General features: G+C 38.2%; 12 protein-coding genes. 6 read left to right on the top strand and 6 right to left on the bottom strand.

What is annotated here, in order from left to right; all coding sequences use genetic code 11:
• Positions 1–27 precede the first annotated feature (27 nt).
• A complete protein-coding gene (locus tag I6E11_RS04160; RefSeq protein ID WP_235336623.1) occupies positions 28–1,701 on the bottom strand; it encodes a nucleoside kinase in 1,674 nt (557 codons plus the stop codon).
• Between the two features lie 81 nt (positions 1,702–1,782).
• On the opposite strand from I6E11_RS04160, the gene I6E11_RS04155 reads away from it, so the two are divergent.
• Entirely contained in the window at positions 1,783–3,474 is a 1,692-nt protein-coding gene (locus I6E11_RS04155) for a Na/Pi cotransporter family protein (protein WP_235336561.1), read from the top strand.
• Between the two features lie 65 nt (positions 3,475–3,539).
• On the opposite strand, the gene I6E11_RS04150 is transcribed toward I6E11_RS04155, so the two are convergent.
• Both I6E11_RS04150 and I6E11_RS04145 read right to left on the bottom strand, forming a co-directional pair.
• A complete protein-coding gene (locus I6E11_RS04150) occupies positions 3,540–4,406 on the bottom strand; it encodes a BamJ family beta-barrel-assembly machinery protein (protein WP_235336560.1) in 867 nt (288 codons plus the stop codon).
• A gap of 53 nt (positions 4,407–4,459) precedes the next feature.
• On the bottom strand, positions 4,460–5,044 hold the full coding sequence (locus tag I6E11_RS04145) for a BamJ family beta-barrel-assembly machinery protein (protein ID WP_235336559.1): 585 nt from the start codon (positions 5,042–5,044) through the stop codon (positions 4,460–4,462).
• Positions 5,045–5,172: 128 nt separating this feature from the next.
• Between I6E11_RS04145 and I6E11_RS04140 the strand changes: the two genes are divergently transcribed.
• The 4 genes from I6E11_RS04140 to I6E11_RS04125 all read left to right on the top strand — a co-directional run bounded on the left by I6E11_RS04140 (position 5,173) and on the right by I6E11_RS04125 (position 7,323).
• Complete coding sequence (locus I6E11_RS04140) at positions 5,173–5,877, top strand: SIR2 family NAD-dependent protein deacylase (RefSeq protein ID WP_235336558.1); 705 nt, start codon at positions 5,173–5,175, stop codon at positions 5,875–5,877.
• An 83-nt stretch (positions 5,878–5,960) separates the two neighbouring features.
• Positions 5,961–6,125, top strand: a complete 165-nt coding sequence (gene rd, locus I6E11_RS04135) for a rubredoxin (RefSeq protein ID WP_235336557.1) — start codon at positions 5,961–5,963, stop codon at positions 6,123–6,125.
• Between the two features lie 117 nt (positions 6,126–6,242).
• Positions 6,243–6,674, top strand: a complete 432-nt coding sequence (locus I6E11_RS04130) for a hypothetical protein (protein WP_235336556.1) — start codon at positions 6,243–6,245, stop codon at positions 6,672–6,674.
• 124 nt (positions 6,675–6,798) lie between these two features.
• On the top strand, positions 6,799–7,323 hold the full coding sequence (locus I6E11_RS04125) for a DUF8460 domain-containing protein (protein ID WP_235336555.1): 525 nt from the start codon (positions 6,799–6,801) through the stop codon (positions 7,321–7,323).
• Positions 7,324–7,417: 94 nt separating this feature from the next.
• Here I6E11_RS04125 and I6E11_RS04120 read toward each other — a convergent pair whose 3' ends face one another.
• Entirely contained in the window at positions 7,418–8,704 is a 1,287-nt protein-coding gene (locus tag I6E11_RS04120) for an O-acetylhomoserine aminocarboxypropyltransferase/cysteine synthase family protein (RefSeq protein WP_235336554.1), read from the bottom strand.
• Between the two features lie 126 nt (positions 8,705–8,830).
• On the opposite strand from I6E11_RS04120, the gene I6E11_RS04115 reads away from it, so the two are divergent.
• Positions 8,831–9,277 carry an acyl-CoA thioesterase gene (locus I6E11_RS04115; protein ID WP_235336553.1) on the top strand — a complete coding sequence of 149 codons (447 nt, stop codon included), beginning with the start codon at positions 8,831–8,833 and terminating at the stop codon, positions 9,275–9,277.
• Positions 9,278–9,342: 65 nt separating this feature from the next.
• Here I6E11_RS04115 and I6E11_RS04110 read toward each other — a convergent pair whose 3' ends face one another.
• Complete coding sequence (locus I6E11_RS04110; protein ID WP_235336552.1) at positions 9,343–10,875, bottom strand: carbon-nitrogen hydrolase family protein; 1,533 nt, start codon at positions 10,873–10,875, stop codon at positions 9,343–9,345.
• Between the two features lie 85 nt (positions 10,876–10,960).
• Entirely contained in the window at positions 10,961–12,133 is a 1,173-nt protein-coding gene (locus tag I6E11_RS04105) for an iron-containing alcohol dehydrogenase (RefSeq protein WP_235336551.1), read from the bottom strand.
• Positions 12,134–12,387: the final 254 nt, after the last annotated feature.

The following is a 12,387-nucleotide window of genomic DNA, read 5'->3' as shown; positions in this document are numbered from 1 at the left end:
ACATTAGTGTTCCACATGCTATTTTTTTTAATAGTTAAAGCTGCTGCCACCAAGGAATTCCCTTAGTAATGATGTTGGTGGAAGTTCTGTGTCCTGTATGGAAACAAAATAACTCAGAAAGTGTAACAGACGATGCGCTTCGGAATATTCCGGACAGTTGTTTGGTACTTTTCTAAGTATCGGTTCTATATGGTCTTTTATTACTGCCAGTTCAAAAAGTAGTGCTGAATTGAACATAGCATCTGCATTTTCCTGATAAGGGAAAATCCATTTTTCTTCACCAGCTCTTACACTTGACCAACGTGCAATAGTTGCCTCGGCAGAACTTCCTCGGTATTTCGAGTCGCGTATAATGCGACGCAAAAGTCTGTTGTCTGTTGTTGGAATATAGTTATGTTTGTCAAGTAATATCGTTGTAAGTGCAGAAACATAAATCTTATACTTATTGTCGGAAGGAATATTAGGTGTAAGTTCCGGGTTTAATGCATGTATACCTTCCAAAATAAGAATCATATTGTCTTCAAGCTTGAATTTTGTACCACTCTTTTCTCTTGTTCCGGTGGCGAAATTGAACTTTGGAAGTTCCACTTCTCCACCTTCTAGTATTGTGTCGAGTTGTTTCTTGAAGAAAGGCAAATCTACAGCGTAAAGAGATTCGTAATCATGATTACCGTTTTCGTCAAGAGGTGTATTTTTTCTGTTCACGAAATAATCGTCAAGTGATATTGGGTACGGTTTCAGTCCGTTGGTCATCAACTGAATGCTTAATCTCTTGCTGAATGTGGTTTTTCCTGACGATGAAGGTCCCGAAATCAATATCAGTTTTATTCTGTCTTGTCCTTCCTGTCTTGCCGAAATCTCATCTGCTATTTTTACAATTTTTCTCTCTTGAAGTGCTTCCGATACGTTTATCAAATCAATTGCATGTCCTTCATTACAGGCTATGTTGAAATCTCCTACAGTGCTTATACCTAATATCTCATTCCATCTGTGGTGCTCTTGAAAAACTTCAAGCATCTTTTCCTGTTTGATAAGTTCTTCTATTTTTTCAGGATTATTTTTATTTGGTATTTGCAGCAGCAGACCGTCGTAATATTTCACAATGTCGAATTTCTTTATATATCCTGTGCTTGGTACCAGGCTACTGTAATAGCAGTCTATTGTATCGCCAAGTTTATAGTAGAAAGAATATAGTTTTCCTGAAGTAGATAAAAGTTTTACTTTATCCATCATTCCTCTTTCACGGAATATCTTTATTACATCTTCAGTTCTTTGTTCGTATCTTGTTATCGGTAAATCTTCATTTATTATTTCAAGCATCCTTTTCTTTATACGCGACACATCGTCTAAGCCAATGCCTCTGTCGATATGTAATTTACAGAAATAGCCTTTTGATACAGGATGTTCCAAAGAAATGGTACCACAAGGGTAAAGATCGTCTACTGCTTTTACAAGAATGAAGCACAGCGAACGTACGTATGTTCTCATACCCGATGCACTGGTAATATCAAGGAATTCCACATCCTTGTTGTAGTATACCCTGAAGTCCAGATTTTCTACTTTGTTGTTTACTTTTGCACTGACAGGACCGTATGGCATGTTCAGTTTAAAATCATTATAAATGTCTATAAGGGAAGTTCCTTCTGGAAAATCTCTTGTTTCTTTGTTATTTTTGCAATATATTTGTAACATAATTGTAATATGTATTACTAATTGGATGAACTGGCAGTTAATTTACTCAATATTATTTATATTGCCTATACCTTACCTAAATAATATCAGATGGAATATTCATTTTATGATTTTTTAAAGTTGCTTGGCTCTTTGGCTTTGTTCCTTTATGGAATGAAGATTATGAGCGAAGGTTTACAGAAATTTGCAGGTGACCGCTTGCGAAGTATTTTAACGGCGATGACAACCAATCGTGTAACAGGAGTTTTGACCGGTATGCTTATAACAGCATTGATACAGTCTTCCTCGGCTACTACGGTAATGGTTGTCAGTTTTGTTAATGCAGGTCTTCTTGAACTGGCACAGTCTATAAGTGTCATTATGGGTGCCAATATCGGTACCACAGTTACTGCGTGGATTATATCTGCTTTGGGCTTTAAGGTTGATATATCTGCTTTTTCGCTTCCTTTGTTGGCCTTTGGTATTCCTTTGCTGTTTTCTCAGAAAAGCTCACGCAAGTCTGTAGGAGAATTTATTTTTGGCTTTGCCTTCCTTTTTATGGGACTTAATCTGCTGAAGACTAATGCTCCAGACTTGAGTCATAATCCGGATATGTTAGCTTTCGTACAGAACTACACAGACATGGGCTTTATATCTGTATTGCTGTTTGTACTGATTGGTACTGTCCTTACAATGATAGTCCAGGCATCGGCAGCAACTATGGCAATTACATTAATTATGTGTGCTAATGGATGGATAAGTTTTGAACTTGGTGCAGCACTTGTATTGGGGGAAAATATTGGAACTACCATAACAGCAAACCTTGCTGCTCTGACAGCTAATACACAGGCCAGACGGGCTGCTATGGCTCATCTCATGTTCAATATTTTCGGAGTTGTTTGGGTGCTTATACTGTTCAGACCATTCCTTTCTATGGTGGAATGGATTGTTTCCGACTTTATGAATATCTCTGATGCAGGAGGTGTGGCGGTGTCATTCAAACTTTCTGCCTTCCATACTTGTTTCAATATCTGTAATGTGCTGATTCTAATATGGTTTGTCAAGTTTATAGAGAAAACAGTGTGTAGTATTATCCCTCAGAAGGAGCAGGAAGAAGAATATCGTCTTCAGTTTATTTCAGGTGGTATGTTGTCAACTGCCGAACTTTCTATTCTTCAGGCAAGAAAGGAAATTAATCTTTTTGCAGAACGTATACAGAGAATGTTCGGTATGGTTCGTGACTTGCTTCATGTTAAGAATGAGTCTGAATTCAATAAACTTTTCAGCCGAATAGAGAAATATGAGAATATCAGTGACAATATGGAGCTGGAGATAGCTAAATATCTTAATCAGGTATCAGAAGGAAGATTGAGTTCCGAAAGTAAGGTTCAGATACGGGGAATGCTTCGAGAGGTTACGGAAATAGAGAGCATTGGAGATAGTTGCTATAATATAGCCCGTACCATTAATCGCAAGAATAGAGGAAACGATGATTTTACCAATGCACAATACGATCATATACATCAGATGATGCAGCTGACAGATGAAGCTTTGTCCCAAATGATAAAGTTGGTTGAAGATACTCATCATACTGTTGATGTGAATTGTTCATTCAACTTGGAAAATGAAATAAATAATTACAGAAATAGGCTTAAAGGTCAGAATGTTGTTGATGTAAATAATAAGGAGTATGATTATCAGATGGGGGTTCACTACATGGATATTATTGCCGAGTGTGAAAAACTTGGTGACTATGTGGTGAATGTCGTTGAGGCTCACACTGATATAAAAGAAAAGAAGTAAAAGGATATAAAAAATCCGGTAGAATTGATTTTCTACCGGATTTTTTTATATCCTTTGTGAAATAATTATTTCTCAATGCTGATAAGTTCAACTTCGAAAATCAAAGTAGAGAAAGGTTTGATTTTACCAGCTTCGCGAGAACCGTAACCGAGTTCTTGTGGAATATAAAGTTCCCATTTAGAACCTACAGGCATCATAGTAAGAGCCTCAGTCCAACCTTTGATAACCTGATCTGCACGGAATGTAGTAGGTTCTTTACGTTCGTATGAGCTGTCGAACTCAGTACCATCAATCATAGTACCTTTGTAGTGTACTTTTACTCTAGAATCTTTAGTTGGGATAGCACCTTTACCTTCTTTGATGATTCTGTACTGAAGTCCGCTTTCAGTAACCTTGATACCATCTTTGCTCTTGTTATTTACAAGGAACTCTTCGTTTTCCTTCTTATATTCGCCATATTTAGCTTCAAGAGCTTTAGTCTTGATTTCTTCAGATTTAGTACGTACGTATACAGAAGCAGAGTCTGGAGTAACAAGGCTGTTTTCTTCTACTGCAGCGATGAATCCTGCCAGGAAGTTTTCTTTGCTCATTGTTGTTGTAGAGTCACCTGCAAATAACTGGTTGTTGATGGCATCGTACATATCGCCACTAACTTGCTGACCAATCTGCATACCTGCCATATAAGCCTTTTCCTTTGCAGAAGTACTCTTCATACCTTCTTTGATACCTTTGATGAAGTCTGCCATGTAAGTAGTGTCAACACCAAGACGACCTACAACATAATCTTTTAAACCTTGAGAATTGCTAACTCCCACCATATATGAAAGTGTGTCAACGTCACTTTTCATGTTTGCTTTAGGAGCACCGCTTTGACCGCATGAAGCAAGTCCGGCTGCAGCAGCCAATACCATAAGAGCTGTACCTTTTTTCATTTTTGTTTCTAGTAATTTTAAGATATTAATATTTTAGTTGTTTGTTCTCGATATCAAAGAACTTCTATAAGTTCCACTTCGAATATTAGTGTGCTGTGAGGAGGAATCATTTCTCCAGCTCCATGTGCACCGTAACCAAGTTCAGAAGGTATGTAAAGTTTCCATTTCGCTCCTTCTGACATTAGCTGTAATGCTTCTACCCATCCCGGAATAACCTGATTAACACCGAACACAGCAGGTTCACCGCGTTTTATTGAACTGTCGAACATTGTACCATCGATAAGTGTTCCTTCGTAGTGGCAACGTACACGGTCTGTAGCTTTAGGCTTTTTACCGTTTCCTTCAGTAATGACTTCATACTGAAGTCCGCTTGGCAATGTAATGATATTTTCTTTCTTCTTGTTCTCTTCAAGGAAAGCCTTGCCTTTTTCTATATTTTCTGAATTTACTTTTTCTTCAAGTTCAGTAAAAAACTTGTTTACTATTTCGCGGGCTTCATCGTGAGTGATAGCGGTCTTGTTACCTTCAAGTACATCCTTGATAGCTTGTGCGAAATCTTCTACCTGAATGTTGCGGGCACCCATGCTCCACAAGTTTTGACCTATTCCAAGGCCAATGGCATAACTGAATTTATCCATGAATTTAATTGTAAATATTATATTAATTGTTCGGATGGCAAAGGTATCTTTTTTCTTTGAAAGTGAGGTGTTTTGAGTGATAATTTTTCTTATTTTTGTGTTCGAAATGTATAAAAGTACAGACAGATATGAAAAAAATAGTAGTATTGACAGGTGCAGGCATGAGTGCGGAGAGTGGAATCAGTACTTTTCGTGATTCTGGTGGACTGTGGGAGAAATATCCTGTTGAACAAGTTGCTACACCTGAGGGATATGCTGCAAATCCCAAACTGGTATTGGATTTTTATAACGACAGGAGAAAACAGCTTTTGAAAGTTGAGCCAAACCTTGGACATAGAATTCTGGCTGAACTGGAAAAAGATTTTGATGTTACTGTTATTACACAAAATGTGGATAACCTGCATGAGCGTGCTGGAAGTAAAAATGTAATTCATTTGCATGGCGAACTCACCAAGGTTACATCAAGTCGTCAGCCTAACGAACCAAAATATATTAAGGAATTGCTACCGGAAAATTTTGAAGTCAAGATAGGTGATTTGGCTGATGATGGTTCACAGCTTCGCCCTTTCATCGTGTGGTTTGGCGAGGCAGTTCCTATGATAGAGACTGCAATAGATTATGTTGAAAAGGCTGACATATTTGTTATTATAGGAACATCCTTAAATGTGTATCCAGCCGCAGGATTACTTAACTATGTAGGTTATGATATTCCTGTTTTTCTTATAGATCCTAATCCGGTAAATATTTCATCAGGCAGGAAGGTTCAAGTAATATCAAAAGGGGCATCTTCCGGAATGGAAGATTTGAGAAAAATATTGTACGATATGTTATGATGTGAACATTTTTATATTTACATTTGTTCTGTAATTAAGATTGAAACAATAGACTAACATTTATTTAAAAATTAGAAAGCGTTATGAAAAAGTACATTTGCACAGTATGTGATTGGGTTTATGATCCTGCAACAGGTGATCAGGATAGCGGAATAGCTCCAGGTACAGCATTCGAGGATATTCCAGAAGATTGGGTATGTCCTGTTTGCGGTGTTGGTAAGGAAGATTTCCAGCCAGTAGAAGAATAAAAACATATAAACCTGAAATAAAATGAATCTCCATACCGATGATGTCGGTGTGGAGATTTTTTTTGTTAGAATCCAATCTTTTCTTAACTTTACAGCCGCTAAACAAAAAAGTAATTTTTGAAAAGGTCAATACACATATCAATTATCCTGTTTTTGGGGCTTTTGCTCTCTATTATTACGTCATGCACTAGTGTGTATGATGACAGTGTATGTGTACACGCCGAAAGCGTAGAAGGAAATAATACGGAATATTTTGATGTGCGTAAATATCTGTTATCCAACAATAATGACAATCGCACGGAAATGTTGGCAGCAGATGTAAGTCAGTTGGGAAGTCTTGCGGTAAATCTACGTGTGATGGTGAAGCTAACTGCAAGACAAATTTATAAAACCTCTGTTTTATGGGCAAAATATGCTGTCCGTATGATAGCAGAATATATGCAGCATCAGAGTTTTATATCAGAATGTTTAAACTCCAGTAAATTTCGTGTAGGCATGACCGGTAACCATGTAAGGTATCTTTACCAGTTATGTCGAGTTGTTATTTAGTCCATTTATTTGTCATTTTTTTATTGCGGGGAGTAATTATGATATTCCCTAAGGTAGCTTATACCTTTTTTTGATTTAATCTATCATTAATATTAATCTAAAGAAAAAAGACAAATTTTAAATTATGGACACAAATTCATTATTTACAAACGTTCATGAACATGTTGCACGCCGTACAGATATACGTTCAATCATTTTCTCGGTTATTTTGATTCTCGTTGGTGGGTTGGCATTTTATTTTTCTATAATAGAAGAGAATGAATCTTCTTCACTGAGTATGCTTATAATGACATTGGGGGCTGCATGCCTTCTTGTAGGTGTGTTCCGTTTGTTCTGGAAAAGCCACAGTTGGTTCTATACTCCTACAGATAGTCGTATTTCTGTGAAGAGTGAGTTTTACGAAGCTGCAGATTTCCGCAGTCTTAAATCTGTTTTGGACGGTTGTTGTTTCTCTGGTGAAAAGACAGTTAAAAGTGGAAATACAGGCGGTATACGAATGGATTACATGTATTCTAAAGACAGAAAGTTTGCTGCTGTTCAGTTGTTTCAATTTTCATCTTACATTTATCAGCCTGTTACAGAAGTATATTATTATAGAGATATGACTGCAGATGAATTTATCTGTTGTGCAGAAAAGAGAATGTTCTGATACTTTTAATTTCTAAATTTCTTAATCATTATATATAAATTTCCCCGCCATACCGTGATGGTACAGACGGGGAAATTGTTTTATATAAAAGTGCTTATTTCACTTTTTCCATAGCCTGAGACAAATCTGCTATAATATCGTCTACATTTTCTATACCTACAGACAGACGTATCAGGTCAGGAGCTACACCGGCTTCTATAAGCTGCTCGTCGCTTAGCTGACGGTGAGTATGACTTGCAGGGTGGAGTACACATGTACGTGCGTCTGCTACGTGAGTGACGATACAAATCATTTTCAGATTGTCCATGAATTCTATAGCTTCTTCACGGCTTCCATTCAGTCCGAAGGCTATTACTCCGCAAGAGCCGTTAGGCATATATTTCTGGCCTAATTCGTAATATTTGCTGCTTTTCAGTCCGCAGTAGTTTACCCATTTTACTTTTGGATTAGCTTCAAGCCACTCTGCTATTTTCTGTGCATTTTCGCAGTGGCGTGGCATACGCAGATGAAGGGTTTCTAGTCCCAGATTCAATAAGAAAGCATTTTCAGGTGACTGTATTGAACCTAAATCACGCATAAGCTGAACTGTAGCCTTGGTGATATAAGCCATTTTTCCGAATGCCTTTGTATAAATCAGTCCGTGATATGATTCATCTGGTTGGGTTAGTCCTGGGAATTTGTCGGCGTGTGCTTCCCAGTCGAAGTTACCACTGTCTACTACAGCGCCACCCACACATGTGGCATGTCCGTCCATATATTTAGTAGTGGAGTGAGTAACTATGTCGGCTCCCCATTCGAATGGGCGGCAGTTGATAGGAGTTGCAAAAGTATTATCAACAATCAAAGGTACACCATGATTGTGTGCTATACGTGCAAATTTTTCAATATCCAGAACATTGATACTAGGGTTTGAGATAGTTTCGCCAAACAGACACTTTGTGTTTGGACGGAAAGCCTTTGAGATTTCTTCTTCGCTAGCGTCAGCATCTACGAAAGTACATTCTATTCCTAGTTTCTTCATTGTTACGGCAAACAGATTGAAAGTTCCGCCATAGATAGTGGAAGAACAGACAAAATGGTCGCCTGCCTCGCAGATATTAAATACAGCATAGAAGTTAGCTGCCTGTCCCGATGATGTAAGCATTGCACCTACACCACCTTCCAATGCAGCTATTTTTGAAGCCACGGCATCGTTTGTAGGATTCTGAAGTCTGGTATAGAAATATCCTGATTCTTCAAGGTCGAAAAGGCGTGCCATCTGCTCACTTGTTTCGTACTTGAATGTTGTCGACTGATATATAGGCAATACTCTCGGTTCACCTTTTTTAGGTTGCCATCCGGCCTGTACGCACAGAGTTTCTCTACTGAATTTATTTCCCATAATGTTTTATTTTTATTGAATATTTATTTTATTGACGGCAAAATTACTAATATTTCCGTCAATTAGTTGACGAATGACAAAAAAAAGAATTATATTTGAACAATATAACCAAATAAGAATGTTAGCATGGAAGATGAAATCCTTTTTAAACACGTAATCCCGGCTCAAATTCGCTTCAGTGATGTCGACCAGTTCGGGCACATGAACAACTCTGTGTATTTCTCTTTGTACGATTTGGCGAAGACAACTTATTTTAAGGATGTTTTCGGCGATTTGCACGATTGGAATAAATTTGGTGTTGTCGTAGCAAATATAAATGCCGATTTCATGGCACCTGTGTTTTTCTCGGATGAACTTATAATCGAGACTACAGTGGTTCATCTTGGCAATAAAAGTCTTACATTACTACAACGTGCAGTGAACAAGGCTAGTGGTGTAATGAAATGTCAGTGCCGTACGGTGCTTGTTGGTTATGATGTGGCAACTAAAGAACCGGTTCCTATTCCAATGATATATAAGAAAGCAATTTGCGAATATGAGGGTAAAACTCTAGAGGAACTTTCGCAGAAATAAAAATATGACCGTTATAGTCTGATTTGAGATTATAACGGTCAGTTATTTGTAAAATATATTGATTGTCATTTCTTAACCTTCACTTCATACAAGTCATTTCGCCTGTCTTTCAGATTTCTCACACTTCCGTAGGTATGTAGTTCGTTCAGAAGGTCAAGGTCTACATCAGAAACTAAAATCATTTCTGTATTAGGAGTAGCTTCAGCTCGTTTCCCATCTGTTGGGAAGGTAAAATCGCATGGGGTGAATACCCCTGATTGTGCATATTGTATGTCCATATTATGCACACGTGGCAGATTTCCTACACTTCCGGCAATAACAACGAAACATTCATTTTCTATGGCTCTGGCATGTGCACATACTTTCACGCGGCTATATGCATTTTGTGTATCTGTCATAAATGGAACGAATAGAATCTGCATGCCTTGGTCTGCCATAATACGCGACAATTCAGGGAATTCCACATCGTAACATATCAGTACACCTATTTTGGCACAGTCCGTATCAAATGTCTTTATGGAACGTCCGCCGTTTAATCCCCAACTCTTGGTCTCATCCGGAGTAACATGGATTTTCTCATACATTTCTGTAGTACCATCTCGTCTGCATAAGAAGCCTACGTTGTACAGTCGTCCGTCTTCCTTTATCAATGGCATACTACCTGTGATGATATTGATATTATAACTGATAGCTAATTTAGTAAAGCGTTCGCGTATTTCGTCTGTATATGTTGCCAGTCCACGTATTGCTTCCGATTCAGCTTCGTTATTAAAGTGAGCCATGAGTGGAGCATTGAAATATTCCGGGAATAGGATGAAATCGCTTTTGTAGTCGGATACTGCATCAACGAAGAATTCCACCTGCTCGAACAGATCATCAAGTGTGTTGTACGAACGCATTTGCCACTGTACCAGCCCTACGCGTACAGATGTTTTTGGGCTGATGTATTCCTGTGTAGGTGGCTGATAATAGATATTATCCCATTGCAGCAGACATGCATAATGTCTTGATTCTTCATCGTTGGGAAGATAGTTGCGCATAACTTTGCGAACGTGGAAGTCGTTTGACAGTTGGAATGTCAGTACAGGGTCATAAATTTCTTTTTGTCTAACTTTGTCTATATATTCCTTAGGACGCATCTTGTCGGCATATTTGTGGTAGTTTGGTATTCTGCCGCCAAACATGATTGCTTTCAGGTTCAATTCCTCGCATAACTCTTTACGGTATTCATACATGCGTCGTGCCAGACGTAGTCCTCTGTACTGAGGATGTATGAATACCTCTATACCGTAAAGTATGTTTCCCTTAGGATTGTGGGTATTGAATGTTTCCTTTCCTGTTACCTGGGCATAAGTATGGTCATTTTTTACATCGTCATAGTTTACTATTATTGATAGAGCGCATCCCACAATCTTTTCGTCCACTACAGTTACTATCTGTCCTTCTGGAAAGATTTTGATAAGTTTTTCTATTTGCTTGTGTGTCCAGAATACATCGCTTCCATCTGAGTATACACGTGTGAACGATTGTGCCAGTTGGTCATAATCTTCGATTTGCAGATTTCTGATTTGTACCTTGTTTATTTTTAGTGAGTCCATTGTTTTATGTTATGATGTATCTTTTTTTCCTATAATGAAAATATCTCCAATACCTGTTATGGAATTGGAGATATTATAAAAGTTTTTATTTGTATGATTTTTTATAGATTTCCAGAACTTCTTCGTCTGTAAGCGGACGTACATCGAAGCGGTAGAATCCGCCTGCTATGTCTCTGGCATTGCTAACCATTTCCGGCAGATCTTCAGGTTTCATCCCCCAGTCGCTCAGTTTCAGATTGTCCATACCGCATTCTTTTTTCATCAGTGCAAGTGCTTCAAGGAAGTCACTAGGTCTGTTGCTCTTTTTCTGTGTCATTACTTCAGCCATCTTCATGTAGCGTTTCATGCAGTCGTTCTTGAATGTTTCGAAGTAAGCATCACTCAGTGCTATAAGTCCTGCTCCGTGTGGAAGTTCAGGATATTTTGCACTCATGGCATGTTCTAATGCATGTTGTGACACACATCTGGATGTTGCTTCCACCAATCCTGCGAGGGTACTTCCCCAAGCCACTTTTGCTCTAGCTTTGAGATTACGTCCGTCTTTTACAGCAACTGGCAGGTATTTATAAAGAAGTCTCACTGCTTCCAGTGCATAGAGGTCGCTGATAGGTGTTGCACAGTTGGCAATGAATCCTTCAGAGGCATGGAAAAATGCATCGAAACCTTGATATGCAGTCAGTTGTGGTGGAACGGAAAGCATCATTTCCGGGTCAACTATAGATAGAGTTGGGAAAGTGTACTGACATCCGAAACCTATCTTTTCAGTCTTTTCTGTATTTGTTATTACTGTCCAAGGGTCAACTTCTGTTCCTGTTCCTGCAGTGGTAGGTATTGCTATGATAGGCAATGCTCCTTTTACCGGACGTCCTTTGCCGGAACCGCTCTGAATATAATCCCAATAATCGCCGTCATTGCATGCCATAACAGCAATGGATTTTGCAGAGTCGATGGAACTTCCGCCTCCTAGTCCTACAAGCATGTCGCATTTCATTTCGCGGCAGATGGCTGCACCTTCCATTACATGGTCTTTTATTGGGTTTGGAAGTATCTTGTCGTATACTATTGAATCCACATCATTTTCCTTGAGCAGTTCTATCACTTTGTCCAAATAGCCGTATTTGCGCATAGATGAACCTGCAGAGATAACAATCATGGCTTTTTTCCCAGGGAGTTGCTCTGTGGCAAGATTTTTAATCTCGCCACATCCGAACATCAATTTTGTAGGGATGTTCAGACTGAAAACAGGATTTGTATTCATAATGTCTATAGTTTTAAAGTTCGTATTCTCAAAATTAAGTAATTCCGTTGATATAAGGTCACTAGTAAAGTTAAAAAATACTATTTTATTTTGATGCTGTTTATTGTGAGATTAATTGTTTATACATGTATCTCATTTTTTTGATGTCTATTGTTTGAATAAATATGAATTACAAACGCAACAATTATTATTTTTTTTACAGCTTAGTAGTTTATTTTTACCACTTGGTTACACAATTCTGCAATATAGTACGA

The sequence above is a fragment of the Bacteroides caecigallinarum genome (genome assembly GCF_021531075.1).
Taxonomy (GTDB): Bacteria; Bacteroidota; Bacteroidia; order Bacteroidales; family Bacteroidaceae; genus Phocaeicola; species Phocaeicola caecigallinarum_B.
This window is presented reverse-complemented; position numbering and strand designations above follow the sequence as displayed.

Coding starts and splice junctions, on each gene's coding strand:
- I6E11_RS04140 (WP_235336558.1), top strand. CDS start 5,173: ATGAAAAAAATAGTAGTATTGACAGGTGCAGGCATGAGTGCGGAGAGT.
- I6E11_RS04110 (WP_235336552.1), bottom strand. CDS start 10,875: ATGGACTCACTAAAAATAAACAAGGTACAAATCAGAAATCTGCAAATC.
- I6E11_RS04120 (WP_235336554.1), bottom strand. CDS start 8,704: ATGGGAAATAAATTCAGTAGAGAAACTCTGTGCGTACAGGCCGGATGG.
- I6E11_RS04150 (WP_235336560.1), bottom strand. CDS start 4,406: ATGAAAAAAGGTACAGCTCTTATGGTATTGGCTGCTGCAGCCGGACTT.
- I6E11_RS04155 (WP_235336561.1), top strand. CDS start 1,783: ATGGAATATTCATTTTATGATTTTTTAAAGTTGCTTGGCTCTTTGGCT.
- I6E11_RS04125 (WP_235336555.1), top strand. CDS start 6,799: ATGGACACAAATTCATTATTTACAAACGTTCATGAACATGTTGCACGC.
- I6E11_RS04145 (WP_235336559.1), bottom strand. CDS start 5,044: ATGGATAAATTCAGTTATGCCATTGGCCTTGGAATAGGTCAAAACTTG.
- I6E11_RS04105 (WP_235336551.1), bottom strand. CDS start 12,133: ATGAATACAAATCCTGTTTTCAGTCTGAACATCCCTACAAAATTGATG.
- I6E11_RS04115 (WP_235336553.1), top strand. CDS start 8,831: ATGGAAGATGAAATCCTTTTTAAACACGTAATCCCGGCTCAAATTCGC.
- rd (WP_235336557.1), top strand. CDS start 5,961: ATGAAAAAGTACATTTGCACAGTATGTGATTGGGTTTATGATCCTGCA.